Annotated in this window: 1 pseudogene; it reads right to left on the reverse strand. The window is 57.0% G+C overall.

The features are described 5' to 3' along the window. A pseudogene (locus HF327_RS21905) lies at positions 1-358 on the reverse strand (hypothetical protein); the annotation flags it as partial.

The following is a 358-nucleotide window of genomic DNA, read 5'->3' on the forward strand; positions in this document are numbered from 1 at the left end:
GTCGTCAACGTTGTAATCGGCCCTTATGGGTTTAAGAACGATTTTTCCTGTGTGTCGGCTTGTGTAAACGACCGCCCCAGCGTGATTGATGACTTCCCCTGCAAACTCGGCAACTGGATTGCTGCGTGACCACTTCATGCACAAGCCAAACCCCTCGGCATGGAAACTATCAGCGGCTGCAATCCACGCAGGTTCATCCAGGCGGGTGGCGGCATCCAGCCCCCGACCAATAGAAGGGTCTGTATATAGGCGGCGCAATATATGGGCGGGGTTCATCGCCGCACCAGCTCTGGCGCCTGTCACCAGTTGGCCGTCCTGGTGCAGCCAGTATTTCTCACCGTCCCAGCAAACGCTGACG

This window comes from Comamonas suwonensis (assembly GCF_012844455.2).
In the GTDB taxonomy this organism is placed as follows: Bacteria; Pseudomonadota; Gammaproteobacteria; order Burkholderiales; family Burkholderiaceae_C; genus Comamonas; species Comamonas suwonensis.